This window comes from [Clostridium] aminophilum, from assembly GCF_900101295.1.
Taxonomy (GTDB): Bacteria; Bacillota; Clostridia; order Lachnospirales; family Lachnospiraceae; genus Clostridium_R; species Clostridium_R aminophilum_A.
Window position 1 is genome coordinate 36149 of the sequence record NZ_FOIL01000012.1, and the last position, 26673, is coordinate 62821.

The window sequence follows — 26673 nt, forward strand, 5'->3', positions numbered from 1 at the left end:
AGCAAAAAGAGTTATACTTCATCAGTAGAAAGTTGTGAATCAATACGCTATAATACATGGTATTGCAAAAAGGTGGTGTCCGGGCATTCGGCCCGGATGGTTGCTGAGTGAAAGTTTATGGAGGAACTCATATGGGAATTCTGTATAACAGTACAAGAGGCGGAGAAAAAGGTGTTACGGCATCCCAGGCTATTCTGAAGGGCCTTGCGGATGACGGCGGACTCTTCATGCCGGATTCATTTCCGACACTGGACAAGACACCGGAAGAACTCTCCAAAATGACCTATCAGGAGACCGCGTATGAGGTCATGAAGCTTTTCCTCACCGATTTCACCGAAGAGGAACTGAAGCACTGCATTAACGGTGCCTATGATTCCAAGTTCGACACCGAGGACATCGCGAAGCTGACGTATCTGGTGGACGAGGCGTATTATCTGGAGCTGTATCACGGCAAGACCATCGCGTTCAAGGACATGGCGCTCTCGATTCTTCCGTATCTGATGACGACCGCCGCGAAGAAAAATCATGCGGACAAGGAGATCGTGATTCTGACCGCGACCAGCGGCGACACCGGAAAAGCGGCGATGGCAGGTTTTGCCGACGTTCCGGGAACCCGCATTATTGTATTTTACCCGAACGGCGGTGTCAGCCGAGTGCAGGAGCTTCAGATGCTCACACAGAAGGGCGACAATACCGCGGTTGTCGGCATTGACGGCAATTTTGACGATGCCCAGAGCGGCGTAAAGAATATCTTCAACGACCGCGCGTTCGGCGAGAAACTGGCGGCGGCAGGCTTCCAGCTCAGCTCTGCGAACTCCATCAACATCGGCCGACTGATTCCGCAGGTTGTCTACTACGTTTACGCTTACGCGAAAATGCTGGCGGATGAGGGCATCAAGAGCGGCGAGAAGATCAACATCTGCGTTCCGACCGGCAATTTCGGCAATATCCTTGCCGCTTATATCGCAAAGCAAATCGGTCTTCCGGTGGGAAAACTGATCTGTGCGTCCAACGACAACAAGGTTCTCTATGATTTCTTCACCACCGGCACCTATGACCGCAATCGTGATTTCATTCTGACCAGCTCTCCGTCCATGGACATCCTGATCTCCAGCAATCTGGAGCGACTCATCTATCTGTCCTGCGACTGTGACTGCGCTAAGACCGCAGAGCTCATGAAAGAACTTTCGGAGACCGGAAAGTATACCGTTACGGACAGCATGCGCGAGAAGATGTCGGATTTCATCGGCGGATATGCTTCTCAGGAGGAAAATGCCGCAGAAATCCACCGCGTAGCCGAGACCGGATATGTGATCGATACCCATACCGGCGTTGCGTCCTGCGTATATCAGCAGTACCGCAAGAGAACCGGCGACCGCACCAAGACCGTGATCGCGTCCACCGCAAGTCCGTATAAGTTCGCGAGAGCCGTGATGTGCGCGATTCTCGGCGACGGAGAAAAGGACAAGGATGACTTTGAACTCATCGATGACCTTCACAATTTCAGCAAAGTGGAGGAGCCGCAGGCCATCGCGGAGATCCGCAATGCGGAGATCCGTCACAACAGAAAGTGCACTCCGCAGAACATGGAAGAGACGGTTGCGGAGATCCTTGGTATGTGAGGGTTTCTTCGTCATACTGTAGGGAAAGCGTAAGTATATCGTCAGAAATAATATGATATAATAAAAGCGGAGATATACGCGGGACGTGTATCCCCGCTTTTTGTAGCAAAAGACCGGCGAGCGGCTGCCGTGCTTGCACGGGCAGACATTAGCCGGTCGCAAGAACATGGAGCACGGTGTGCGGAATGTTCGCTTGCGAAGACGAGTAAGGTGATGAAATCACCGCACTCGAGCAAAAGACCGGCGAGCGGCTGCCGTGCGGAATGTTCGCTTGCAGATCAGGCGGGAATCAGTGAACCGCTTCGTTTATAACAAGGGGACTGTTACGGTTCCGGGGGGAGAAAGAAGGGGTAATATGCGCTATCCGAAACAACTGGTGGTTCTGAGTACAGCCGCAGCAATCGGCTTCGGCGTTTTTGCGGCAGGGCCGGCAATGCACAGCATTGCGGCACCCACCACATTGCAGGAAGGCTGGGTAAAAGAGAACGGAAACTGGTATTACCGTAAATCCGACGGTTTTTACTATAAGGGCTGGATCCAGGTTGGCAAGAAGTACTATTACATGAATCAGGACGGTGCGATGCAGACCGGCTGGCTTCGCTACAATAACAACTGGTACTATCTGAATACCGACGGAACCATGCGGACCGGCTGGCTTCACCTGAACGATGCCTGGTATCATCTTGCGGACGACGGCAAGATGCAGACGGGCTGGACCGAGATCGACAAGTCCTGGTACTATTTCCACTCGGCGGGCAATATGCAGACCGGCTGGAAACAGCAGGGAGAGAAGAAATGGTATAACCTTGGCGACGACGGTAAGATGAAGACCGGCTGGACCAAGATGGATGACAAGTGGTATTACTTCAGCAAAGAGGAGAATTCCCTCGGACTGATGCAGACCGGCTGGCAGAAGATCGATGGCGTATACTACTATCTGGATGATTCCAAGGGCGTGATGCTGACCGGCTGGCTTCAGGATTCCAACGGAAAGTACTATTACATGAAAGCCTCCGGCGGAATGGCGACCGGCTGGCGCCAGATCGATAATTCCTGGTACTACTTTGACACCAACGGACATATGATGACCGGATGGATCAAGATCGAGGACAAGTATTACTATCTGGATACCAACAACGGAAAGATGTATGCCAATACCAGTGTCACGATCGACAATGTGACCTATAACTTCAACGCATCCGGTGAATACACCTCTCAGAGCAAGGGAAGCGGACAGAGCAGTCAGACGACACCTGGCGGCGGTACCGTGTCCTCATCGGTTTCCCAGACAGCACCGGGCGGAAGTTCCTCGGATTCTTCTTCCGGTGGACCGGCGGGAACGACATCCTCTCAGAGCAGTCCGGGCGGAAGTTCTTCCGGTGTGTCACAGAATGCTCCGGGATCGACCTCTTCATCTTCCGAGAGCGCCCCGGGTGGATCTTCATCCTCCTCGTCTTCCTCTTCCGGAACGACGCAGAGCGCTCCAGGCAGCGTACAGCACTGGAATTAAGGATAAGACCGGATTCCGATCATTCGAAATACAATCAGAACAGACGGCAGGCATGGCGGTTTTCGCCAAGCCTGCCGTCTGCTGTTTGTCGTCTGCCGTCTGCTGTTTGTCGTCTGCCATATGCTGCCTGTCGTCTGCTGTTTGCTGTCTTCTGTTGGGATCCGGATGCGGCAGACGCGCCGGAAAGAGTGAATGTTTCATAAAAACGTTGAATAAATGTTAATAAACGATGATATAATAATAAAAATGATTTTATCACTAATGGGTGTACTTACCCGAAAAAACTTAAGACGGATTTTTTCGGGGGGGGGGGTAATTAATGTATTATTCGATTATCGGAGTTTTAGCATCGATTATTCTCTTGATTGAAAATCAGGATATTCTGTTTGGCCGCGGTCAGGCCTATACCAAGCGGCCATGGAACATATACCGGCGCTTTCTGATTGCGGTTTTTCTGTATTATCTCACGGATGTTTTCTGGGGGGTTATCGAAGAACGGAAGATTCCGCCCCTTTTGTTCGCGGACACCTCCGTATATTTCATTGCCATGGCGGCGGGAGTGCTGCTGTGGACACAGTATATTGTGGCATATCTGGATGAAAAGACGAAGCTGGTCGGCTTTTTTGTTCAGGCGGGAAGAATGATTGCCGTTCTGGTCACGGTAATAACCCTGGTCAATCTGTTCCACCCCATACTCTTCCGGGTGGATGAGAACGGTGTATATTATCCGCTTTCGTTCCGGCATGTGCTTTTATTTTTGCAGATCGGGCTGGTGGTTACGCTTTCCGTATACGCATTTTCCACGATTCTTCGCCGTGGTCCGGATATGAATTTCAGAAAAGGAAAACGGTACCGGACGCTGGGGCTGTTTGGGATGATTATGGCAGGATGCCTGCTTGGTCAGCTGTTTTTTCCGTATCTTCCCTTCTACGCCGTCGGATATATGCTTGGGACCTGTCTTCTGAGAGCCATCATTATCTCGGATGAGAAGGAGGAGTTCCGAATCAGGCTGGAAAATGCATATGAGGAGGTGAAAGGCTCCAATGCGGTTTATTCCAGAATTTCGCAGGCGCTTGCCCACGGATATATGGACCTGGTATACGTGAATCTGGATACCGAAGAGTACACGGAGTATCGTCAGGGGCAAGAACGGAACGGGATGATGGAAGTCCACCGTGGTCATAATTTTTATGAGGAACTCCGGGAGAAAGTCAATAAGTTCGTATATCCGGAAGACCGCGCCGAATTTCTCAGAATTATGGAACCGCAGCGTCTGATTGAGCGCATGGGACGGAACGGGACCATGGTACATACCTGCCGTCTGGTGGACAATGTCGGACCGCAGTATGTCGGTGTGAGAGTGACTCACATGGAAGATCAGGATAATGTAATCGTCATCGGCGTGACGGATATCGACGAACAGATGCAGCAGAGGAGGATGATTGAGCGGATTAAAGAAGAGCAGACGGCGTATGCGCGGCTCAAGGTGCTGATGGGAGGATATCTCTGTATTTATATTGTGGATCCGGTGCATGGCTATTACCGGGAATACAGCACGACAGAAGCTTTTCAATCGCTGAAACTCTCCAAATACGGGATGAATTTCTTCGACACGACGCATGATCTTGCATATTCGTTTGTTCATCCGGAAGATCTTAACCGGTTTCTGGCGCTTTTCAGCAAAGAACACATTCTGGCAGAGATCGAGAAGGATGGAATGTTTACTCTGAGCTATCGGATGCTGATTGAAGACCGTATCGTATATGTTCAGACAAAGGCGGCAATGGTGGATGAGCCGGAGGGAAAACGGCTGATTGTCGGTATCGGCGATGTCGATGCCCAGGTAAGGCGTGAGGCACAGTACGCGGAACATCTCGCGCAGGCGAAGAGTGAGGCGATGCAGGATGCCCTCACCGGCGTGAAGAATAAGCATGCCTATCTGGAAGCGGAGAAGAGTCTGAATCACCGGATCGACGACGGTTCCAGCCCGGCATTTGCCGTGGTGATTCTGGATCTCAATGATCTGAAGAAAGTGAATGATGAGCAGGGACATCAGGCAGGCGATCAGTATCTCAGAGATGCGTGCCGGATTATCTGTAATGTTTTCAAGAAAAGTCCGGTATACCGCATCGGCGGTGATGAATTCGCCGTGATTGCCCAGAACGATGATTATGGAAACATCGATGCACTGATGGAAGTGATGAATGTGCATAATGCAGAGGCGGTGAAAAACGGCGGAATTGTGATTGCATGCGGTATGTCCCGGTTTGATCATGACAGCAGTGTAGCGGCGGTCAACGGGCGCGCGGATCAGCTCATGTATGAGAATAAGCGGATTCTGAAAGAGCAGCAGTCCGGTATGCAGATGCCCTCCGGTGAAAACAGGGAAGCCGGGAGTGAGGAACCGAGGGAAAACGGCGAAAATGAGCCGAAGAAAACCGAAGAACAATGAGATGGTCATAAGATGAAAACGAAAAATCCCCTGCGGGACCGATGACGGATGAGCCGGTATCGATCCCGCAGGGGATTTCTTTTGGTATAGGAGTTTTCCGGGGACGGGAAAGGGATGATTACATCATCTTTCCGAGGATCTCGTTACTTCTCTTGATGAAGCTGGTCATTCTCTCCGGAGTCAGGGTTCCGTGACTGAGCTCGGCCAGATCATAGAGCTGCTCGCAGAAGAGATTTACATTTTCACTGTCCTTGTTTTCCAGGACATATTTTACCAGTTTGTTTTCGCTGTTCAGAATGAGGGTTTCCGCCTGCTGGGCGAACATAGAGGTATCCATGCCGCCGTTTGCGCTGTACATCTTCATCATGTCATCCATACGTCTGGATTCCTCATCCACCGTGATCATGGAAGACAGGGATTCGTCCTTCAGCTTCTCGACTTTCACTTTCAGACGGTCGTTGGAGAGTGCCTTGCGGAAGACATCGGTCAGAGTCTTCTCGTTCTCCTCCAGGACCTTCTTGTCATCCTCGGAAACTTCACCCTTCATGGTGTCATTCAGGTCGGCGTCGACGCGGATGAACTTCAGGTTCTCGTTCTTCTGCTCCAGGTTGGAGATGAACGGGCTGTCGATCGCAGTCGGCAGGATGACCGCATCCTGCTTCGCCTCACGGAACATATTGATGTACTGGCTCTGCTCCTTCACGTCGGTGGCGTAGAAGATCTTGTTTTCGTGGTTCTCCTTCTTTGCCTCTTCCATCAGATCCTTCAGAGTCAGGTACTTGTTGTCGAGATTCTTGAAAATGATGTAGTCATTCATCTTCTCGGCGAACTTCTCATCGCGCAGGCAGCCGTACTTGATGAACGGAGCGATGTCGTCCCAGTATTTCTCGTAGGACTCACGGTCTGTCTTGCACATGCCGGAGAGCTTGTCAGCGACCTTCTTGGTGATGTAGTCGGAGATCTTCTTGACAAAGCCGTCATTCTGCAGTGCGCTTCTGGATACATTCAGCGGCAGATCCGGGCAGTCGATGCAGCCCTTCAGAAGAAGCAGGAACTCCGGGATGACTTCCTTAATGTTGTCGGCGATAAATACCTGATTATTGTAGAGCTTAATGGTTCCCTCCGCTCTCTCGTACTCGAGATTAACCTTCGGGAAGTAGAGAATACCCTTCAGGTTGAACGGATAATCCATGTTCAGGTGGATCCAGAACAGCGGCTCACGGTAGTCACGGAATGTCTTGCGGTAGAATTCCCTGTACTCCTCGTCGGTGCACTGGCTCGGGGTTTTGTTCCACAGCGGATCGGTATCGTTTACCGGAACCGGTCTCTTCAGGATCTTGTATTTTTCTTTCTTCGGAGAAACTTCCACGGTCTCTTTTGTGCCGTCTTCCTTCTCTTTCTCCTCGGTCTTTGCCTCTTCAATGACCGTCTCGATCACTGTGTCCTTATCGGTGAGTTCGTCCTTCTCGATCTCCTCGTACTGCGGCTCGGCGTCTTCATTGATCAGGAACACGCGGATCGGCATAAAGCTGCAGTATTTGTCCAGAACTTCCTTTGCGCGGTATTCGTTGCAGAATTCCACGCTGTCCTCGTTCATGTGGAGAACAATCTTTGTGCCGACGGTCTCTTTGTCACCGTCTGCCATGTGGTATTCCGTGCCGCCGTCGGACTCCCAGTGAACCGCGGAAGCACCGTTCTGATAGGAGAGGGTGTCGATGGAAACCGTGTCCGCTACCATAAATGCGGAGTAGAAGCCGAGACCGAAGTGACCGATGATCTGATCTTCATTGGCTTTGTCCTTGTATTTCTCCAGGAAATCCTTTGCGCCGGAAAAGGCGATCTGATTGATGTACTGCTCCACCTCGTCCATGGTCATGCCGAGACCGTTATCCTCGATGGTGATGGTCTTGTTCTTCTGGCTGACCGATACCGTTACTTTGTAATCCGGGTCCGCCGGCTCGGTGTATTCGCCCATCAGAGCGAGTTTTTTCAGCTTGGTGATTGCGTCGCATCCGTTGGATACGAGCTCACGATAAAAGATATCGTGGTCGGAGTAGAGCCACTTCTTGATAATCGGGAAAATGTTTTCGCTGTTGATCGATAAGCTTCCGGATCTTTCTGCCATGTTCTTACATCCTTCTTTCTCTATGCTTTTCCGGGAGGAATCCCGGTTTCTGTTTATACAACACCACATATTTTAGTACGGGGGAGATGGAAAGTCAATAGCACTCGTTTAAAGTGAGTGCTAATAGCCCGGAGGAGCAGATTCACTCTTGTTTTTCGGGAAAACTGTGCTATAGTACAACGTATACATACTTTAACATTTAAAAGCGTTAAAACGATTTGGAAAGGACAGCCGATATGAAGCTTCAGGTCAATGTACCCGGAAAAGAATATGAAATCCTCTGTGAACGCGGTCTTCTGGACCGGGTGGGAGAGCATCTCAGGGAGCTTCTCTCCGGGCAGTTCTGCGCGATCGTCACTGACTCCAATGTCGGTCCGCTCTATGCGGAACGTGTGGTGAAAAGTCTTGAGAGTGCAGGATTCCGCGCCGAAGTGATTACCGTTCCGGCGGGGGAAAAAAGCAAGAACCCGGAGATGCTCCTGAATCTCTGGAATGAGCTGACAGAGAGGGGAATCACGCGGTCTGATACGGTCGTTGCACTCGGCGGCGGCGTGGTCGGCGATCTGGCCGGTTTTGCGGCGGCTTCCATCCTGCGCGGAGTCCGCTTTGTTCAGATTCCAACCTCGCTTCTTGCACAGGTCGACTCCTCGGTGGGCGGAAAAGTCGCCATCGATCTTCCGGCCGGCAAAAATCTCGCCGGGGCATTCTGGCAGCCGGCGGCCGTTTTCATTGACCCGGATTGTCTGGACACGCTGAGTGACCGCGTCTTCAATGACGGAATGGGTGAAGTGATCAAATACGGGGCAATCCGGGACCCGGAGCTGTTCGCACAGCTTGACCGCGACGGCGGACGGGCAGGAGTGATGAGCCATATCGGCGACGTCATTCTCCGGTGCTGCGATATCAAGCGGGCGACGGTGGTCGAGGACGAACTGGACAACGGGGGTGCCCACGGCGGACGCCTCGTTCTGAATTACGGGCACACCTTCGGGCACGTTTATGAGCAGACCTACGGTTTCGAGACCTACACTCACGGGGAGGGCGTGGCAGCCGGCATGGTGACGGCGGCTCGGATCGGCGAGAAGATGGGAATTACCCCGGCGGGAACGGCGGACCGGATCTGCGCGGTGCTGAAAAAATACGATCTTCCGTGTGAGATCCGCGTGACCGAGGAAGAGGTGCGGCGCACCATCGGCAAGGACAAAAAGAACCGCGGGGCAAAGATACACTTTATTTATCTGAAGGAACTCGGAGACGGAGAAGACCGGTTTATGCCGACGGAGGAACTGATCCGATCGTTATATAATTGACAGACTTCTTTTGCATTTTCTTCGAAATTGTTATATAATCACTCTATCTCAGTGTTTTGCAGTTGCACCGATGGACTGCACTTCCAATGATAAGGAGGAAATATTCATGCTCGTTAATGCAGCAGAGATGGTCAAAGCAGCGAATGAAGGCCATTACGCAGTAGGTCATTTCAACATCAACAACCTGGAGTGGACAAAGTCCTGTCTTCTGGAAGCGGAAGCAAAGAAGGCTCCGATCATCCTCGGCGTTTCGGAAGGTGCCGGTAAGTACATGGGCGGCTTCAAGACCGTATCCGCTATGGTACATGCCATGGTTGGAGAGCTTGGCATCACGGTTCCGGTTGCGCTTCATCTTGACCACGGAACATATGAGGGCTGCTATAAGTGCATTGAGGCTGGATTTACATCGATCATGTTTGATGGTTCCAAGTATTCTTTCGAGGAGAATCTTGAGAAGACCAAAGAACTTGTCAATGTTGCACATCACCTCGGAATGTCCATCGAGGCAGAGGTCGGTGCAATTGGCGAGAACGGAGTTTCCAACAAGGGTGAGTTCGCAGATCCGGAAGAGTGTGCAAAGATCGCGGAACTCGGCGTAGACTTCCTTGCAGCGGGAATCGGCAATATTCACGGAAAGTATCCGGCAGACTGGGCTGGTCTCAGCTTTGAGACTCTCGATGCGGTCAAGAAGGCGGTAAAGGGTCTTCCGCTGGTTCTTCACGGCGGTACCGGAATTCCGGATGAGCAGATCCAGAAGGCAATCAGCCTCGGCGTTGCAAAGATCAATGTCAATACGGAGTGTCAGCTGTACTTCCAGGAAGCTACCCGCAAGTACATCGAGGAAGGAAAAGACCTTGAGGGCAAGGGATATGATCCGAGAAAACTTCTTCTTCCGGGTGCAGAGGCAATCAAGGAGATTGTCGGCATCAAGATGGATATGTTCGGCATTTCCGGAAAAGCATAATAAAAGTTCGATGGATTCGGCATGCGGCGGGGAAACCTGCGGCATGCCGTTTTTGTGCGCAGACATTGAACTCAGGCCCGCGCCTGCACGGGTCACTGGCAGCTGCCGCGGAATGCCGGAAATCCGGGAGGTGTGATTCGCCCCGCCGGGGCAAAAGGCCGGAGGCGGCCGCGCCTGCAGGAACCGCCATGAATGAGATGAATGATTCCGAACATCGAATTGAATTTTTTTGACATTTTTGGTATAAATATAAAGAATTTTACAGAGTAACCCGATTACCGCGCCCCGCCGGAGCTGCAATTCCGGCAGTCAGGAAGCAGTTATATGAAAGAAAACAACATCAATGTTCCTGCATTATTCGGAGAGAATGTATTTAATGACGATGTCATGAAAGAGAGCCTTCCGAAGGCTGTATACAAGAAACTCCGCCGCACCATCGATGAGGGCACCGATCTGGACCCGTCCATCGCGGACATCGTTGCCGAGGCCATGAAGAACTGGGCGATCTCTCACGGAGCAACCCACTACTCTCACTGGTTCCAGCCGCTGACCGATGTCACCGCGGAAAAACACGATTCTTTCATCTCCGTACCGGATGAAAAACGACATGTCATTATGGAGTTTTCCGGGAAAGAGCTGATTCGCGGTGAACCGGATGCCTCCTCGTTTCCGTCCGGCGGACTTCGTTCCACCTTCGAGGCGAGAGGATATACTACATGGGACTGCACGTCCCCGGCCTTCCTTCGCTATGACGCGCAGGGACCGACCCTCTACATTCCGACCGCATTCTGCTCTTATACCGGTGAAGCGCTGGATAAGAAGACACCGCTTCTGCGGTCTCTGCAGGCGATCAATACGCAGTCACTTCGTATTCTCCGCCTGTTCGGCAACACCACATCCCATCGCGTGTATGTGTCGGTGGGACCGGAGCAGGAGTATTTCCTGATCGATAAGAAGCAGTATCTGAAGAGAAAAGACCTGATCTACACCGGTAGAACGCTGTTCGGCGCGAACCCGGCAAAGGGCCAGGAGATGGATGACCATTATTTCGGCGCGATCCGTCCGAGAGTCGGCGCGTTCATGAAAGAGGTCAATGAGCGCCTCTGGAAACTCGGTGTTCCGGCGAAGACACAGCACAATGAGGTTGCACCGTCCCAGCATGAGCTGGCACAGATCTATGAGGAGGCGAACCTCGCACAGGATCACAACCAGCTGGTAATGGAGACCATGAAGCGTGTCGCTGAGGATCAGGGCCTGATGTGCCTTCTGGCAGAGAAGCCGTTTGCCGGCATCAACGGTTCCGGTAAGCACAACAACTGGTCCCTTTGCTCTGATGACGGCATCAATCTCATTGATCCGGGAAAGACGCCGCATGAAAACATGCAGTTTCTTCTGGTTCTCGGCTGTATCCTGAAAGCGGTTGACCGCCATGCCGATCTTCTGCGTCAGTCCGCTGCCGTTCCGGGCAACGACTGGAGACTGGGCGCCGCGGAGGCGCCGCCGGCGGTAATCTCTGTCTTCCTGGGTGAGCAGCTCGAGGACGTCATTGACCAGCTCTGCAGCACCGGTGAGGCCACCGGCTCCAAGCAGGGAAGAATCATGAAGACCGGTGTCAACACACTGGCGGACTTCACCACCGATGCGACGGACCGCAACCGTACGTCGCCCTTTGCATTTACCGGAAACAAGTTCGAGTTCCGTATGGTCGGTTCTTCGGCGTCGATCTCCGGCCCGAACGTTGTGCTGAATACCATCGTTGCGGAGGCGTTCCGTGAGGCGGCGGATGTGCTGGAAAAGGCAGACGACTTCCAGCTTGCACTTCATGACATGATCAAGAAACTCTTCCTCGATCACCGCCGCATTATATTCAACGGCAACGGATATTCGGAAGAGTGGCTGAAAGAGGCGGAGAGAAGAGGTCTTCCGAACTATAAGGCCGGCATTGAGTCTGTTCAGGCACTGACCACCGACAAGGCGATTCAGCTGTTTGAGTCCTTCGGCGTTTATTCGAAGGTCGAGCTGATGAGCCGCGCGGAGATCGAATACGAGATTTACGCAAAGACCGTGAACATCGAGGCTACCGCGATGCTGAACATCGCGGGCAAGGAGATCATTCCGGCGGTTGTAAAATACACGACCCGCCTTGCGGATTCCATCAACAGCGTCCGCATGGCATGCCCGGAAGCCGATATCAGCGCGCAGCTTGAACTTCTGAAGGAGACGTCCGGCCATCTCAGCGAGATGAGAAAGGCACTCCATGTGCTCCGAGATGAGACGGCCGCGGCAAGCGGAGTTACGGATGCGAAGGAGAGAGCGTTTGCGTACCTGCGGAAAGTTGTTCCGGCAATGCAGGCACTCCGCACGCCGGCCGACAAGCTGGAAATGATGTGCGACAAGGATCTGTGGCCGTTCCCGAGTTACGGTGATATGCTGTTCGAAGTATAAAACGGCGGGGACAGTCTCTGACGGAGTCTTACCTAACCGGAGGAATCCGTCGGAAAATGCAGCGGAGCGAAACGCGCTTCGTGCCAACCGAATATAACAGGCCGGCGGAGTGCTTTCGGGCGCTTCCCGGTCTGGTTTTTATTTCATAGGAAATTTCTTCGAAATTCCCTATGAAACAAAAACGCTCCGCGGACTTTGTTACAGAAAAGAGAAGTATCATGCAGAAATATTTTGATATCAACGAGGGCGGATTCAGTATCCGGTGCAAGATCTATTTTCAGAAAGAGATCCGGGCCGTGAAAAATGTTGTCATTGCGACCTACGGCTTCGGCGGAAATAAAGACAACAAGGCATCCGAAAAATTTGCGGACCGGATCATTAGCAAGTACAAGAATTATGCGGTGATCTGCTTCGACTGGCCGTGCCACGGCAAAGACGCCCGCAATAAGCTGATTCTGGACGAGTGTCTGACCTACCTCCGTCTGGTGGGCCGGTACGCCAGAAAAGAGCTCGGCGCGGAGCATCTCTATAATTATTCTTCTTCGTTGGGAGCCTACCTCACGCTCCTTCTTCTGGCGGCGGACGGAAAGGGCGATTATGACCGCATGGCGTTCCGTTGTCCGGCGCTGCGGATGTACGATTCATTTGCGGCCGGGATCACGGAGGATGATTGGGATAAGCTTCGAAAGGGAAAGGAAATTCTGCGGGGGTATGACCGCAAGATCAAAATCACGCAGGAATTTCTGGACAGTTTAAAAGAAAATGATGTTATGCAGAAGGATTATATGGATTATGCGGATCAGATTCTGATGATTCACGGAACCAAGGATGAGATGGCGCCGATCTCCGTCACGGAGGAATTCTGCGAAAACAATGTGGTGGAACTGATCCCGGTGGAGAATGCGGACCATCCGTTCTCCAACCCGGATTATATGGATTTTGCGATCGGAAAGATCATCGAATTCTTCGCACCGGGGCCTGTGGGGTCACAAGGCTCCGGCGGCTGACGTGATAGCGGGAGGAACCCGCAAAGGATGTTTCGGACCGTTATGCACGGTCTGCGCTGATTTCATCGTCTGTCTTATCCGCGTCCGGTACAGAACGTCCGGCACGGAGACGGGCGCAGATTCCGCCGATGACAAAGCCGGCGATGGTCGGAAGAAGCCAGCCGAAACCGTCCGCAAAGAACGGAAGATTTGCCTCGAGGAAGTCCAGTATGCCGCCAAGGTTTGCCGCTGCGATCCAGTCGGCCGGAAGGGCGCGGAGGAAGTCGAAGACGGAACTGATCACGGCTGCGGTCATCATTCCGAGACGGATCTCCACCGGGAAAGGAACGATATGTCCGGCCACGGCAAGAACGATCAGGGTGATGGCGATCGGATAGAGCATCATCAGAACCGGAAGAGAGATTTTGATGATGGAGGACAGTCCCGCGTTCGCGATGACAAAGGTGATCGTGGAGAAGAGGATCGCCCATTTCTTATAGGAAAGCACGCCCGGGAACATTTCCACGAAGCAGGACGAGCAGCTGGTAACCAGCCCGATGACGGTCTTCAGGCAGGCGAAGAAGACGATGCCGGCCAGAAGAAGCGCGCCATATCCGTGGAAATAGTAGGATGCAATGTCGGAGAGAACCGCGCCGCCGTTATCGGAAAGGGCGGCGAAGCCACGGCTTCCGGCTCCGGCGAGAGCGACAAGGACATAGATGAATGCCATGAGCAGGCAGCTCAGAATTCCGGCCCGAACCGTGTTTTTGGCTACGGCTGACGGATCGGTTACGCCGCGGCTGCGGACAACGTTGATGACAACGATGCCGAAGGCAAGGCCGGCCAGCGCGTCCATGGTGTTGTATCCGTCAAGGATTCCCTGTGCGACCGCATTTGCGCTGTATGCGCCGACCGCCTCGAAGGAAGCGATGCTTCCGGCCGGATGAGTCAGCGCGGTGATGAGAAGGATGCCGAGAACCACGAAAAAGATCGGGTTCAGAATCCGGCCGATCCAGGTCAGGATGTTGCCCGGCTTTAAGGAGATCGCCAGAGTCAGAACGTAGAACAGGAGAGAGAACAGAAACAGTCCTGTCTGACTGCTCATTCCCGCCGGAAGGATCTGGCGGATGCCGACCTCATACGGAACGGTCACGCATCGCGGGCAGGCAAAGAACGGTCCGATGGCGAGATAGAGCGCGCAGGTAAATGCGTACGCAAAGCGGTCGCCGATCCGTTTCCGGCACAGGTCGCGCAGACCTTCGGAGCCGGTGATTCCGATGGCGATGACGCCGAGGAGAGGCATGCCGACGCCCGTGACGAGAAAACCCGCAAGGGCCGGAAGGACGGCGGATCCCGCCATCTGTCCCATGTAAACCGGGAAGATCAGGTTGCCGGCACCGAAGAACAGGCCGAACAGCATACTGGTCAGGGAGAGGGTCTCTCCGAACGTCAGGTTTTGTTTCATGATAAAGCCTCCTGATATGATTTGGTAGAATAGTAACAGTGTATCAGAGGAATGGAAAATAGAAAAGTGTATTGAGATTTCGCGTAGAGAAACAGAAAAAATATTTTTGTTTCCCTACGCGAAATTTTGCGTTATAATCCGGACAACAGCAGAAAAAAATACGGTTTCGGAGCAAAATGGATATTTATAAGAAACTTTTTTGTTCCGGAAGGAATAAGACGGTTTTCACTCCGAAAGCGGTCGGGGAGAGGAAAGACAGGAGGCACCACGATGACAGAACAGGATGCGGGGAGCCGGATCGGAAGCAGAATCCGGTTCTTCCGGAAATCAAAACATATCACGCTTCAGCAGCTGGCGGACCGGATTCACAAGAGCCGGGCGACGATGTGCAAGTACGAGAACGGAGACATTTCCATCGACGTGAATTCGCTCTATGATATCTGCTGCGCGCTGAATGTACCGATGAACGAACTGATCGACATGCCGCTTCCGGAAAAGGATGATCCGGAGGATATTCTTCCGGGACATACGGACGAAAGCCCGTTCTTTAAATCCAAACGGATGTATTTTTACTTTTATGACGGCCGGTATAATCATCTGAAGGACGGGATCATCAACATCGGTGAGCGGGATCCGAAAACCGGGGATTACAGCTGTACACTGTCGATCTGCATCGTGTCGCCCAGCGGACGCACCAGTGAACTGTTCTACACCGGGAAAGTGATCTACGGCGAGATGCTGATCCGCTTTTCTTTCATCAATTCGTGCAACACTCTGGAGGAGGCGCTGCTCTACATCTTTAATCCGCTGGAGCTGCGGGATGAGACGGTGGGACTTCTGTGCAGCATTTCCACGGCGGATCTGGTTCCCTGCTCGTTCAAATGTCTTCTGACACTCACGCCAAAGGAGCCGACGGAGGATTTCCGGAGCAAGCTTCTCTTTACCGATGCGGAGCTGAAGCGGATGAAGAAGCTGAACCGTCTGCTCGTGACGAATGTGTGACGGCGAAAAACGGCAATTCTTGACAGCGGCACAGGGCATTACTATAATATATCGTATCGAAAACTATGTTACGCGGTTGCGTAATTTTACCAGGAGGCCGTAATGAGCTACAGAATTGTTGGTGACAGCTGTTCCGATCCGACAGAAGCAATGAAACAGGACCCGCACTTCCGCTTTGTCCCGCTGACACTGATCGTCGGAGACACACATGTCACGGATGACGAGAGTTTCGACCAAAAGGCATTTTTAAAACTGGTTGCCGAGAGTCCGGAAGGACCGAAGACCGCCTGCCCGTCGCCGGAGCAGTATCTGAGAGAATTCGAGTGCGATGCGGATATGGTCTTTGCGGTTACCTTATCCAGCAAACTCAGCGGTTCTTATCAGTCGGCGGTTATCGCAAAACAGATGTATGAGGAGCACCACGGAGAGGACAAGAAGATCTTTATCGTGGATGCGCTGTCGGCCGGCTGCGGGCAGACCAATATCTGTCTTCGCCTGCAGGAACTCTGCGAGGAGGGGAAAACGTTTGAGGAGATCGTGGAGGCGATTACCGAATACCGTGACGGGATGAAGACGCTGTTTGTTCTGGAGAGTCTCGATGCGCTCAAGAAGAACGGCCGGCTGACCGGACTTGCTTCCGTGATCGTCACCGTGCTGAATATCAAGCTTGTCATGGCAGGAATCGGCGGAGTGATCCATAAACTCGGTCAGGAGAGAGGAATTGACCGTGCTCTGAAGAAGATGGTCTCGATTGCGGTGAATGAGGGTACGGACTTTGAGAAGAAGCGTCTGTGCATCACAAATGTGAACTGCCGGGAGCGCGCGGAAAAAGTGCGGGATATGCTGACATCCCAGGTAAAATTCCGCGATGCGGTGATCGTGGATGCCGCCGGTGTATCCACGGTATATGCCAGCGACGGCGGAATCATCGTGACGTTCTGATTCTGAGGAAAAGAGCGGGACGGTACGGCGCGGGGAAAGTGCGGTGCGTCCGACGGAGACGGTGAGAATAGAATATACGGAATGAAAAAATGTAAAACATTCCTGCAAAAGAGCTGCGTTCCTGTCCGGGATCCCGGGCGGGGCGCGGCTTTTTCATAGGAAATTTCTCCGAAATTCCCTATGAAATAAAAACGCTCCGCGGACTTTGTTCCTGCCGCAGGAAAGCGCTCCGGATTATTTCGGGACAGAAAAAAATCATATCTGTCTTTCGAATTGACGCACAATGTGGTAATCTTTTAATAGGAGAACCTCCAAAATAAATTCAGGGAGAAGTCCTCTCAAAGAGGGCTTGCACGAAAGGAGAACATTATGCTTCAGATCGATAAGCATGCGGAAGAAAAGGCACTGACACTGGCACTGACGGGAAGACTGGATACGACAACGGCACCGGAACTGGAAGCAGTTGTAAAAGAGAACACCGCCGGGGTGGAAAAACTGGAATTTGACTGCTCCAAGCTGGAGTATATTTCATCCGCAGGTCTTCGTGTACTGCTGGCATCCCAGAAGATCATGAACAAGCAGGGAAGCATGGTCGTACGCAATATTTCGGAAGAAATCCGGGAGATCTTTGATGTGACCGGATTCTCGGATATTCTGACTATCGAGTGATAACCGGCAACGATCCTGAAAAATCCGGACCGCGCAGCAGCGGTTCGGGGGACCTTTGACAAGGGAGCGCTTTCAGACGGCTCCGACGTGAGGGAGGAGGCGATCACGGTGGTAGAGAAACATGAACTGCAGATTGATGCGACGACCGAGAATCTGCAGGCAGTGTTGGATTTTGTGGACGAACATCTGGACAGATTGAATTGTTCTGCGAAAGCCCGTATGCAGATTGATATCGCAGTGGAAGAAATTTTCGTGAACATAGCAAGTTATGCATATTCGCCGGAAACCGGAAAGGCAATTCTGAAAGTAGAATCGGACGAAGAAACCGGAATGGTCCGGATTGCTCTTGCAGACTGCGGGATCCCGTATAATCCGCTGGAGAAGGGGGATCCGGATGTCACTCTGGCAGCAGAGGACAGGGAGATCGGCGGACTCGGAGTTTATATGGTAAAAAAGAGCATGGATGATGTGCTCTATGAGTTTAAGGACGGCTGGAATGTGCTGACGCTGATCAAGCGCTGCTGAGTCCGATATTGCGGAAAGACAGGACGGCATGAGCAAAAATCAATACAAATATGTGAGAATACAGGGAAAAGCGCTTGCGGAGAATACAATGTTTGCCAAGGGCATATTCAGTATGTGCTGGCAGATGATCCGGGATCAGGTGATGGACGGCGAGGATGCGGATCTCTTTCTGGAGATCGACAGCTGGTTTGCGGAGCACCTGCCTTTTCCGCCGCAGTGCAAAAAACAGGAGGCGGTTATCTGCTGGTTTAAGACGGAGAATTCCGAAGAAATGATGAAGATGATCCGACCGGCATTGTGGCTGCTTGACCGGTATTCTCAGCCGTATTATCTCGTCTACACGAATTATCCGGGCGAGATCGTCTATGAGGACCAGTACCAGGTGGCGGCGAAAACCGACGGGATTTTGCAGATCGATAAACTGCAGGAAAACTGGTCGCCGGAGGAGTGACGGGGCTCTTTATTCTGCCGGCAGAGGGCGGAACATTGCCGATTGCAGCACAGAGTACAGAACGAAATAAATAAAGCATCAGTAAGTCGAATGGAAGAGAACAGAGGAAAGAGCAGGAAACAGGATAAGCGGAAAAGCCGGCGCATGGTTTTCGGAATCCTGGCTGTGGGTGCAGCGGTCCTTCTGGCGGCAGGAGCCGCGGGATGGCTTCACCGTCAGGTCAGAGAGGACCGTGAGGCGGCTGCCCGTGTGGCGGATCTTCAGCGGGAGGCTGCCCGGAGTGCGAGAACCGGCCCCGGAGGAGAGACCGGGCTGGCCAGCGAGGTCGACGAGCCCACCGGGAGTGCGGAAGCGGAAGCATCCGGACCGGAAAACGATGCGGAGAGGAATGCTATCGTAATCAACAGCGAGACCGGTTCGGACCGGGAAACGCAGAATGACGGAAGCAACGGCGAACCGGAGCGGATTCTCAGCTTTGCCGGCGATATTTATCTCTCGGATCATGTTCTGAACGCGTACCGCAATGCGGGCGGCATCGGAGGAGTTCTGGATGAAGGGCTGCGCAATGCCATCGCGGCTTCTGATCTTTTTCTTGCAAATGAAGAGTTTCCGTTCAGCGACGGCGGGACGCAGGCGCAGGACAAGCAGTTCACGTTCCGTCTTCCGACGGGGGATGTCCATATCATGAAGGAGATCGGTCTGTCGGCGGTGACACTGGCCAACAACCACATTCTCGATTACGGAGAAGAGGGACTTTCGGATACGCTGAAGACACTGCGGGAAGCGGGTATTCCGTTTACCGGAGCGGGGGCGAATCTGGAAGAGGCGAAAAATCTTCTGATTCTGGAAACCGGAGGAAAGAAAATCGGCGTGATCGCCGCATCCCGGGTTTATCCGGAAGGCGGATGGGCCGCCGGGGCATCGCATCCGGGGGTATTTTCCGCCTATGATCCGTCACCGGTTGTAAAGGCCATCCGGGAGGCAAGGAGCCGGTGCGATTTTCTGATCGTCAGTGTCCATTGGGGACTAGAACGGCATACGGAACCGGAGAAGTACCAGAGAGATAACGGCCATGCCTATATTGACGCCGGCGCGGATCTCGTGGTCGGAAGTCATCCGCATGTTCTGCAGGGAATCGAATTCTATCAGGGAAAACCGATTTTCTACAGTATGGGGAATTTTATCTTCGGAAGCTCCATTCCTTCTACGATGCTGGGACAGGTAGTTTTTTCGCCGGACGGTTCGGTTTCATACCGCGTCATTCCGGCGTCTTCTTCGCATGGATTTACGCATAGGGAAGAGAATGCGGCGGACTTTTACGGATCGCTGCGGGCGCTGTCACCGGGCGTCATGATCGGCGATGACGGAAGCGTGTCGCCGCAGTGACCGGGCGTCATAAACCGGTTTATGCGGAAATGCGTATATTTGAATCAGGCTCAGGAGGGATCGACTATGGCAAACAGCAATCTGATTATCACAATCGAGCGGGAATACGGCAGCGGCGGCCGCATCGTCGGAAAAAAGCTTGCAGAGCAGCTCGGTGCCGGATTTTATGACGATGATCTGATCCGGATCGCTTCGGAGAAGAGCGCGGTCGGCGAACAGTATTTCCGCATGGCGGATGAAAAGGCCGGAAAGAACATTTTCTCCCGTTTCAGCGGTCATCGGATTGACCTCACAGAGCCGTCTCCGGACAGTAATCTTACCAGCCCGGAGAACCTGTTCCGTTTTCAGGCCCAGGTGATGCGCGAACTTGCCGAGCAGGGACCCTGCGTTTTTGTCGGCCGCGCATCGGGATTTATTCTCGATCAGTTTGAAGAGATCGAGCATTTGGTCCGCGTCTTTGTTCTGTCGGACATCGTGACCAGCGTGCAGCGAGTGGTGGAAGTCGATATGGTCGACGAGGAGCGTGCGAAGAAGCGCATCCGCCAGATCAGCCGTGAGCGGAAAGAGTATTACCGCTACTTCACGGACAGCGACTGGTATGACATGAAAAACTATGATCTGACGGTCAACACGACCCGATTTGATCTGGATCAGACGGTGGAACTGATCAAGAATTACATCAGACTGAAAGGGTACATCGAATGAGATATTCGGCAGTGGGCATTCTTGCCCACGTAGATGCCGGAAAGACAACTCTCTCCGAAGCCATGCTGTATGAATCCGGTTCAATCCGGAAGATGGGGCGCGTCGACGACGGCGATGCGTTCCTTGATCATTACAGTCTGGAGAGGGCCAGGGGCATCACGATTTTTTCCAAACAGGCGGTCATCCATGGGGAGAACATGGAGATCACGCTGTTAGACACACCGGGACACGTGGATTTCTCAGCCGAGATGGAGCGCACACTGCAGGTTCTGGACTGCGCGATCCTTGTTATCAGCGGATCGGAAGGCGTTCAGGCGCACACGGAAACGCTCTGGCGGCTCCTGAGAAGATACGGGATTCCGGTGTTTCTTTTTGTCAACAAGATGGATCTTGCAAGGCATTCCAAAGAGGAGATTCTGGACGGGCTGAAAGAAAAGCTGGGCGGGAATTTCATGGACTTTTCGGATGAGGGGAGCAGTGCATTTTATGAGAATGCCGCCACCATCGGCGAGGAGGAGATGGAGGAATTCTTTGAGACCGGGAGCGTGTCCGAGGAGCATATCCGGTCCGGAATCCGGTCCGGGGAGATTCTCCCGTGTATGTTCGGAGCGGCACTGAAAAATGACGGCGTAAAAGAATTCCTGTCCCTGTTGGAGCGGTATGCGCCGGCACCGGAATATGACAGCACGGCTCCCTTCGGCGCGAAGGTCTACAAGATCGAGCGCGACAGCGACGGCAAAAGGCTGAGCTTTATGAAGATTACGGCCGGAAGACTGTCGGTCCGCGATGAGATCGGAGAAGAGAAAGTCAGCGGAATCCGGATCTACTCCGGCGGAAGGTTTGAGGCGGTCACAACGGCGGGGGCCGGACAGATTGCCGCGGTCGTCGGAATCCAGGCGACGCGGGCCGGCATGGGACTGGGAAGCGAAGAGGATTCCGAACTTCCGGTTCTTGAGCCGATTATGACCTACCGGCTGATTCTGCCGGATGAGGCGGATGCCATGAAGATCCTCCCGAAACTCCGTGAGATCGAGGAAGAGATTCCGGAGATGCATATGGTCTGGGATGAGGAAAAAAAGGAGATCCATACGCAGATCATGGGCGCGGTTCAGATGGAGATCCTTCAGAATATCATTCGGGAGCGAACCGGATATACGGTGGAGTTCGGCGGCAGGAGTGTGGTTTACCGTGAGACGATCGCGTCGGCTGTCGAGGGAGTGGGACATTTCGAACCGCTTCGTCATTACGCGGAAGTTCATCTGAAACTGGAACCGGGCGAGCGCGGAAGCGGGGTGACGATCGAGGATGAGGCGGATCTCGACAGTCTCGCCGGAAACTGGCATCGCCTGATTCTGACTCATATTGCGGAGAAAGAACACCGCGGTGTGCTGACCGGAAGTCCCGTGACCGATATCCGCATCACGCTGATGAGCGGACGGGCACATCTGAAACACACCATGGGCGGTGATTTCCGACAGGCGACGTACCGTGCGGTGCGCCAGGGACTCATGGAAGCGGAGACGGTGCTGCTGGAGCCGTATTACCGTTTCCGGCTGGAGATTCCGGACAGCTATGTCGGAAAGGCGATGACCGACCTCGGCCGGATGAGCGCAAAGTTCGATATGCCGGTGATGGAGGACGGAACCGCCGTGATCGAGGGGACCGCGCCGGCATCGGAGATCGACAGCTATCCGGCGGAGGTGGCCGCATCGACCGGCGGAAAGGGAAGAATTGTCTGTACTCCGGCCGGATACGGTGAGTGTCACAACACCGAGGAAGTGGTGCAGGCCAAAGCATATGATCCCGAGGCGGATCTGCGCAACCCGACCGGCTCCGTCTTCTGCACGCACGGGGCAGGCTTCTATGTCCCGTGGGATGAAGTGAAGGATTATATGCATCTGGAGAGCTGTTTCTCGGAGAATTCGGGCCGGCTGCGGAGTGATTCCGAGATCGAAACCGCCGCGGGAAGCGGCATGGGAGAGCGTAACGGCCGGAGAGCAGACGGAAGCGGCCCGGAGGAAATCTTCCTCGGCACGGATGAGATCGATGAGATCATCAGCCGTACCTACCACGCAAACCGGAAAAAGAGCGATGATCTGGGAAGAAACCGGTGGGGTGCAAGAAGAAAGAAAGTTGCGGCCGGTGAGACGGTGATCTCCGCGGCCGGCGTCCGCGGGCCGGGAAATAATGCCGGTGTCCGTGAGTGTGCAGGCGGAAGCGCTGCGGATCCGAAAAACAGTGCAGGCTTCCGCCAAAAAACGGGAAAACCGAAGGTTTCCGAGCGGAAATATCTTCTGGTGGACGGCTATAATGTGATCTTTGCATGGCCGAAGCTGGCGGCGCTCGCGGAAGAAAACATTGACAGCGCCCGGAGCGCCCTGCTGGACATTATGTGCAACTATCAGGGATACACCAATTACTACCTGATCGTCGTATTTGATGCCTACCGCGTGCAGGGACACCGGACGGAATGGTTTGACGACCGCAACATCCATGTCGTCTTTACGAAAGAAGCGGAGACCGCGGACCGGTACATCGAGAGATTTACGCATGAGAACGCGAAACAGTATCATATTACGGTGGCCACATCAGACGGTCTTGAACAGACGATCATCCGCGGTCAGGGCGCGGCGCTGATCTCCTCCCGGGAGTTTGAGGCGGAAGTGAACCGCGTGGAGAATCTGATCCGGACGGAACACGCGGAGAGGAACCTGGTTCAGCAGGGGACAAAGACTTATCTGATGGATCATGTTTCGGACGAGGTGAAGGCGAAGCTGTACGAAAACGGTGAAAACACGGGAAAGTGAGCGAATGATGCGCAAAAATGTTCCGGCGGCTTTAGCCCGCTGTTTGCGTAAAAAAAGGGTCTTGCATCCCGGAAAACACTATGTTATACTTTGTCAAGATATATCGTAACTTATTGGAAGAGTGGGCCGAGCGGTCCACTCTTTCTTGTGTGATGGGAAATTTCCATGATACAACAATTCTTCGCAGGGAAGACCGCCCGAAAGCGGGCAAAGGATGGTGAATTTGTGACAAAAGCAGAAAGCTACATAACAAAAGTTGAGCAATGGCTTGAGCCGCAGCTCGGCCCGATGGGATATGAGCTGGTCGACGTGGAATATGTCAAAGAAGGCGGAACCTGGTATCTCCGCGTATTTGTCGACAAAGAAGGCGGAATCAGCGTGGATGACTGCGAGAATGTCAGCCGGATTATGAATGAATGGCTTGACCGGGAAGACTTTATCTCGGACAGTTACATTTTCGAGGTGAGTTCCCCGGGACTCGGAAGACCGCTGAAGAAGGAAAAAGATTTTGTGCGCAATGAAGGCTCGAACGTGGAGATTCACCTCTACAAGGCGGTGGATGGAAGCAAAGAGTATGAGGGTGTGCTCACCGCATGGGATCCGGATACCGTTACAATAACCATCAACGATGAGAAACTTACATTTGACCGAACGGACATTGCACTGATCCGTCAGTCAATTGATTTTTAAACCGCGGCAGGAGGACAATGGAAAATGAAGAAGAAAGCGAACAGCGCTGTCGACGAGACACAGGAGAGAGAGTCCGCATTCAAGGCAGTCGTTAGCGAACACAATATTGACACCGAGACGCTGATCAATGCGATCAAGGATTCCATTCTCAATGCGATCCAGAAGAACTACGGAAGCATCGAGCATGTCAAGATCGATCTCGCGCCGGGCATGGCAAAACTGAATGTTTACTATGACAAGGTTGTTGTCGAGCAGGTGGATCCGGAAGATCCGACCGGTCAGATCAGCCTTGCGGAAGCAAAGATGAAGGATCCGACGGTAAGAATCGGCGATCATGTTCACATTCCGATTGATACCAAGGGTTTCGGAAGAATCGCAACCCAGAACGCGAAGAGCAAGATGCTGCAGAACATCCGCGAGGCGGAGAGAAGATCTCAGTACGCGAAGTGGTATCAGCTGGAGAAGGATATCGTAAAGGGTACGGTTCAGAGACAGGTAAGAGGCGACTACTACGTCGATCTCGGACACATGGATGCGGTTCTGAAAGAGAACGAGCAGGTTCCGGGCGAGGAGTTCCAGCCGTACGATCCCATTACCCTCTATGTTCTTGAGGTAAAGGATACCAACCGCGGACCGCGCATCACTGTTTCCAGATCTCATCCGGAACTGGTCAAGAGACTGTTCGAGAAGGAGTCTCCGGAAGTGCACGACGGCATCGTGGAGATCCGTGCGATCGCGCGTGAGGCAGGATCCAGAACGAAGATTGCGGTCAGCTCCTGCGATGAGAACGTCGATCCGGTGGGCGCATGCGTCGGACCGAACGGTTCCCGTGTCAACGCGGTTGTAGACGAGCTCTGCGGCGAGAAGATCGATATCATCAACTGGGATGAGAACATCGCTCTTCTGATCGAGAATGCCCTCAGCCCGGCAAAGGTTATTCTGGTTGCGGCCGATGAGGAGGCAAAGGAAGCGCAGGTTATCGTTCCGGATTACCAGCTTTCCCTTGCAATCGGCAAGGAAGGCCAGAACGCGAGACTGGCAGCCAAGCTGACCGGTTACCGCATCGACATCAAGAGTGAGACACAGGCAAGAGAATCCGGACTTCTCGATGAACTTGAGCAGGGCTACGAGGAAGGCTTTGAGGGTTACACCGACGACGAGATTATCGGTGAGGCTGTGGAGGACAGCGAGATCGACGGACAGGCGGAAGAGGAAATTCCGGCTGACGAGAACTGAAAGAAAAGATTCTGAAGGAGGCATTTCCGCCGAAGACCGGCGGAAAACTCCGAAGGAAATCTGCATCGAACGGGAAGTGAAAAATTGAGTACCAGAAGAATACCGCTCAGAAAATGTATCGGCTGCAATGAGATGAAGCCGAAGACGGAACTGATCCGTGTAATACGAAACGCAGAGGGAAATGTGGAGCTGGACGGCACGGGCCGCAAAAACGGCCGGGGCGCCTATCTCTGCAGGGATACTGCGTGCCTTTTAAAGGCGGAGAAGAACAAAGGACTGGAACATTCGCTGAAGATGGCAATTCCGAAGGAAGTCTATGAAGCACTGGAAAAGGAGTTGAATTCACTTGGAAGCGAAGAGTAAGATTCTGAACTTTTTGGGACTTGCGCGCAAGGCAGGAAAGCTTTCGCCCGGCGGGTTCATGACGGAGAAAACCGTTAAGGGGAACAGAGCCTGCCTGGTGCTTGTGTCCGAGGAAGCTTCCGATAATACGAAGAAGTCCTTCCTGAATATGTGTACTCATTATAAAGTTCCCATATATTTATTTGCAGGAAAGGAAGAGCTCGGCGGTGCGATCGGGAAAGAAATGTGCACCACGCTGGCCGTGACGGATCCGGGCTTTTCCAGACAGATCGAAAAGTTACTTATTGAGAACGGAGGTAGTGAGTATGAGGGTAAATGAGTTATCGAAAGAACTCGGAAAGACAAACAAGGAAGTGCTTGAGGTATTGCAGAAGCACAATTTCGATGTCAAGAGTCACGCCTCTAATATTACGGAGGAACAGGCAGCAGTGGTAAAAAAAGAATTTAACGCAGCACCGGCCGCGCCGGCAGCAAAAGAGACAGTCGCTGTCCAGAAGAGCGAGGCAAAGGCTCCGCAGGCGGAAGCGGCAAAACCGGCTGCATCGGAAGAGAATAAAGAGACTGTAAAGCCGAAGAAGAGATTCGCGACGGTATTCCGTCCGCAGAACAGCGTACAGAAGAGCGCACATCCGGGCAGCGGCGCAAAGCGCCCGGCAAGACCGCAGCACGCCGGTGCACCGGCAGCACAGTCTGCGGTACAGGGAGTAAAGGTTTCCGCACAGACCGCGGAGGCGGCAAAGCCGGCGCCGAAGGCAGAGACTCCGGCAGCAGCTCCGCAGGCCGCACCGGAAGCAGCGGCAGCGGCACCGGCACCGAAGAAGGAAGGTCATCAGCCGAGAGTCTTCACCGGTCCGATTTCCATCGGCCGTGATTTCAACAGTGAGGCGAGAAGAACCGAGCTGAATCGCGGAAACATCACCGGCAATGCAAACAGCGATGCAAGAGCGCGCGGTACAAGAGACGGCGGTGCACGTTCCGGCGGCTATCAGGGCAGAAATGACGGCGCACGCTCCGGCGG

General features: G+C 53.2%; 22 protein-coding genes. 20 read left to right on the top strand and 2 right to left on the bottom strand.

Annotation, left to right across the window (positions count from 1 at the left end; genetic code table 11):
• The first annotated feature begins 131 nt into the window (after window positions 1-131).
• The 3 genes from thrC to BMW41_RS04915 all read left to right on the top strand — a co-directional run bounded on the left by thrC (window position 132) and on the right by BMW41_RS04915 (window position 5584).
• Entirely contained in the window at window positions 132-1622 is a 1491-nt protein-coding gene (gene thrC / locus BMW41_RS04905; RefSeq protein WP_074649107.1) for a threonine synthase, read from the top strand.
• Between the two features lie 355 nt (window positions 1623-1977).
• Complete coding sequence (locus BMW41_RS04910) at window positions 1978-3132, top strand: hypothetical protein (protein WP_074649108.1); 1155 nt, start codon at window positions 1978-1980, stop codon at window positions 3130-3132.
• Between the two features lie 319 nt (window positions 3133-3451).
• Window positions 3452-5584, top strand: a complete 2133-nt coding sequence (locus BMW41_RS04915) for a GGDEF domain-containing protein (protein WP_074649109.1) — start codon at window positions 3452-3454, stop codon at window positions 5582-5584.
• Window positions 5585-5702: 118 nt separating this feature from the next.
• Here the strand turns inward: BMW41_RS04915 and htpG are convergent, their stop codons facing one another.
• Window positions 5703-7709, bottom strand: a complete 2007-nt coding sequence (gene htpG / locus BMW41_RS04920) for a molecular chaperone HtpG (protein ID WP_074649110.1) — start codon at window positions 7707-7709, stop codon at window positions 5703-5705.
• A gap of 236 nt (window positions 7710-7945) precedes the next feature.
• Between htpG and aroB the strand changes: the two genes are divergently transcribed.
• The 4 genes from aroB to BMW41_RS04940 all read left to right on the top strand — a co-directional run bounded on the left by aroB (window position 7946) and on the right by BMW41_RS04940 (window position 13435).
• A complete protein-coding gene (aroB, locus tag BMW41_RS04925) occupies window positions 7946-9019 on the top strand; it encodes a 3-dehydroquinate synthase (protein ID WP_074649111.1) in 1074 nt (357 codons plus the stop codon).
• 106 nt (window positions 9020-9125) lie between these two features.
• Window positions 9126-9983, top strand: a complete 858-nt coding sequence (gene fba, locus BMW41_RS04930) for a class II fructose-1,6-bisphosphate aldolase (protein ID WP_074649112.1) — start codon at window positions 9126-9128, stop codon at window positions 9981-9983.
• A 324-nt stretch (window positions 9984-10307) separates the two neighbouring features.
• Window positions 10308-12428 carry a glutamine synthetase III family protein gene (locus BMW41_RS04935; protein WP_074649113.1) on the top strand — a complete coding sequence of 707 codons (2121 nt, stop codon included), beginning with the start codon at window positions 10308-10310 and terminating at the stop codon, window positions 12426-12428.
• A gap of 218 nt (window positions 12429-12646) precedes the next feature.
• Window positions 12647-13435, top strand: coding sequence for an alpha/beta hydrolase family protein (locus tag BMW41_RS04940; RefSeq protein WP_074649114.1), 789 nt, complete (start codon window positions 12647-12649; stop codon window positions 13433-13435).
• Between the two features lie 40 nt (window positions 13436-13475).
• Here BMW41_RS04940 and brnQ read toward each other — a convergent pair whose 3' ends face one another.
• Entirely contained in the window at window positions 13476-14879 is a 1404-nt protein-coding gene (brnQ, locus tag BMW41_RS04945; RefSeq protein ID WP_074649115.1) for a branched-chain amino acid transport system II carrier protein, read from the bottom strand.
• A gap of 270 nt (window positions 14880-15149) precedes the next feature.
• Here brnQ and BMW41_RS04950 point away from each other — a divergent pair, with 270 nt between their 5' ends.
• From BMW41_RS04950 to BMW41_RS05010, 13 genes are all read left to right on the top strand, one after another.
• The gene (locus BMW41_RS04950; RefSeq protein ID WP_074649130.1) at window positions 15150-15881 is read left to right on the top strand and encodes a helix-turn-helix domain-containing protein; all 732 of its coding nucleotides are present in this window, start codon (window positions 15150-15152) and stop codon (window positions 15879-15881) included.
• A 102-nt stretch (window positions 15882-15983) separates the two neighbouring features.
• On the top strand, window positions 15984-16823 hold the full coding sequence (locus tag BMW41_RS04955) for a DegV family protein (protein ID WP_074649116.1): 840 nt from the start codon (window positions 15984-15986) through the stop codon (window positions 16821-16823).
• 369 nt (window positions 16824-17192) lie between these two features.
• Window positions 17193-17492: an STAS domain-containing protein gene (locus BMW41_RS04960; RefSeq protein WP_074649117.1), complete on the top strand. Its 300-nt coding sequence runs from the start codon at window positions 17193-17195 to the stop codon at window positions 17490-17492.
• Between the two features lie 108 nt (window positions 17493-17600).
• Window positions 17601-18017, top strand: a complete 417-nt coding sequence (locus BMW41_RS04965; RefSeq protein ID WP_242870298.1) for an ATP-binding protein — start codon at window positions 17601-17603, stop codon at window positions 18015-18017.
• Window positions 18018-18045: 28 nt separating this feature from the next.
• Entirely contained in the window at window positions 18046-18468 is a 423-nt protein-coding gene (locus BMW41_RS04970; RefSeq protein WP_074649119.1) for a hypothetical protein, read from the top strand.
• 90 nt (window positions 18469-18558) lie between these two features.
• Window positions 18559-19854: a CapA family protein gene (locus BMW41_RS04975; protein ID WP_074649120.1), complete on the top strand. Its 1296-nt coding sequence runs from the start codon at window positions 18559-18561 to the stop codon at window positions 19852-19854.
• A 66-nt stretch (window positions 19855-19920) separates the two neighbouring features.
• Window positions 19921-20559, top strand: coding sequence for a cytidylate kinase-like family protein (locus BMW41_RS04980; RefSeq protein ID WP_031471169.1), 639 nt, complete (start codon window positions 19921-19923; stop codon window positions 20557-20559).
• Entirely contained in the window at window positions 20556-23366 is a 2811-nt protein-coding gene (locus tag BMW41_RS04985) for a translation factor GTPase family protein (protein WP_074649121.1), read from the top strand. The genes BMW41_RS04980 and BMW41_RS04985 overlap by 4 nt, the downstream gene beginning before the upstream one ends.
• A 225-nt stretch (window positions 23367-23591) precedes the next feature.
• The gene (rimP, locus tag BMW41_RS04990) at window positions 23592-24056 is read left to right on the top strand and encodes a ribosome maturation factor RimP (protein WP_074649122.1); all 465 of its coding nucleotides are present in this window, start codon (window positions 23592-23594) and stop codon (window positions 24054-24056) included.
• A gap of 24 nt (window positions 24057-24080) precedes the next feature.
• Entirely contained in the window at window positions 24081-25292 is a 1212-nt protein-coding gene (gene nusA / locus BMW41_RS04995; RefSeq protein WP_074649123.1) for a transcription termination factor NusA, read from the top strand.
• Between the two features lie 84 nt (window positions 25293-25376).
• The gene (gene rnpM / locus BMW41_RS05000; protein ID WP_074649124.1) at window positions 25377-25655 is read left to right on the top strand and encodes an RNase P modulator RnpM; all 279 of its coding nucleotides are present in this window, start codon (window positions 25377-25379) and stop codon (window positions 25653-25655) included.
• The gene (locus tag BMW41_RS05005) at window positions 25639-25974 is read left to right on the top strand and encodes a L7Ae/L30e/S12e/Gadd45 family ribosomal protein (protein ID WP_031471164.1); all 336 of its coding nucleotides are present in this window, start codon (window positions 25639-25641) and stop codon (window positions 25972-25974) included. Before rnpM ends, BMW41_RS05005 begins: the two co-directional genes overlap by 17 nt.
• Window positions 25961-26673 (top strand): translation initiation factor IF-2 N-terminal domain-containing protein (locus BMW41_RS05010; protein WP_074649125.1); only part of this gene is annotated, 713 nt, incomplete at its 3' end. The genes BMW41_RS05005 and BMW41_RS05010, both read left to right, overlap by 14 nt.

Bases quoted from the DNA above. Each gene is read 5' to 3' on its own strand.
- nusA (WP_074649123.1), top strand. From the start codon at position 24,081: ATGAAGAAGAAAGCGAACAGCGCTGTCGACGAGACACAGGAGAGAGAG.
- thrC (WP_074649107.1), top strand. From the start codon at position 132: ATGGGAATTCTGTATAACAGTACAAGAGGCGGAGAAAAAGGTGTTACG.
- htpG (WP_074649110.1), bottom strand. From the start codon at position 7,709: ATGGCAGAAAGATCCGGAAGCTTATCGATCAACAGCGAAAACATTTTC.
- BMW41_RS04950 (WP_074649130.1), top strand. From the start codon at position 15,150: ATGACAGAACAGGATGCGGGGAGCCGGATCGGAAGCAGAATCCGGTTC.
- BMW41_RS04975 (WP_074649120.1), top strand. From the start codon at position 18,559: ATGGAAGAGAACAGAGGAAAGAGCAGGAAACAGGATAAGCGGAAAAGC.
- aroB (WP_074649111.1), top strand. From the start codon at position 7,946: ATGAAGCTTCAGGTCAATGTACCCGGAAAAGAATATGAAATCCTCTGT.
- BMW41_RS04915 (WP_074649109.1), top strand. From the start codon at position 3,452: ATGTATTATTCGATTATCGGAGTTTTAGCATCGATTATTCTCTTGATT.
- BMW41_RS04985 (WP_074649121.1), top strand. From the start codon at position 20,556: ATGAGATATTCGGCAGTGGGCATTCTTGCCCACGTAGATGCCGGAAAG.
- BMW41_RS04935 (WP_074649113.1), top strand. From the start codon at position 10,308: ATGAAAGAAAACAACATCAATGTTCCTGCATTATTCGGAGAGAATGTA.
- fba (WP_074649112.1), top strand. From the start codon at position 9,126: ATGCTCGTTAATGCAGCAGAGATGGTCAAAGCAGCGAATGAAGGCCAT.
- brnQ (WP_074649115.1), bottom strand. From the start codon at position 14,879: ATGAAACAAAACCTGACGTTCGGAGAGACCCTCTCCCTGACCAGTATG.
- BMW41_RS04980 (WP_031471169.1), top strand. From the start codon at position 19,921: ATGGCAAACAGCAATCTGATTATCACAATCGAGCGGGAATACGGCAGC.
- BMW41_RS04910 (WP_074649108.1), top strand. From the start codon at position 1,978: ATGCGCTATCCGAAACAACTGGTGGTTCTGAGTACAGCCGCAGCAATC.
- BMW41_RS04940 (WP_074649114.1), top strand. From the start codon at position 12,647: ATGCAGAAATATTTTGATATCAACGAGGGCGGATTCAGTATCCGGTGC.
- BMW41_RS04960 (WP_074649117.1), top strand. From the start codon at position 17,193: ATGCTTCAGATCGATAAGCATGCGGAAGAAAAGGCACTGACACTGGCA.
- BMW41_RS04970 (WP_074649119.1), top strand. From the start codon at position 18,046: ATGAGCAAAAATCAATACAAATATGTGAGAATACAGGGAAAAGCGCTT.
- BMW41_RS04955 (WP_074649116.1), top strand. From the start codon at position 15,984: ATGAGCTACAGAATTGTTGGTGACAGCTGTTCCGATCCGACAGAAGCA.